This window comes from Mesorhizobium sp. (assembly GCF_004962245.1).
Lineage (GTDB): Bacteria > Pseudomonadota > Alphaproteobacteria > Rhizobiales > Rhizobiaceae > Mesorhizobium.
Map to the genome: position 1 here is coordinate 1 of NZ_SUHQ01000118.1, position 211 is coordinate 211.

At 63.0% G+C, this 211-nt stretch carries 1 pseudogene; it reads right to left on the reverse strand.

From position 1 onward, the window contains the following. Positions 1-211 (reverse strand): annotated as a pseudogene (locus tag E5X88_RS33585) (tRNA 2-thiouridine(34) synthase MnmA); the annotation flags it as partial.

The window sequence follows — 211 nt, forward strand, 5'->3', positions numbered from 1 at the left end:
CGGCCGTCGATATGGACGATGTCGCCCGGATTGGCAGCAGTCGGCTTCAGCTTGGCGATGATGTCGGAATATTTGCCCTGTGGCACGAAGCAGATGTCCTGGCTGTCCTGCTTGGCGGCGACCGTCAGCCCCATTTCCTCGGCGATGGCGCGAACCTGCGGCTTCGACAGGCCGCCAAGCGGAAAGCGCAGATAGTCGATCTGCGCCTGCG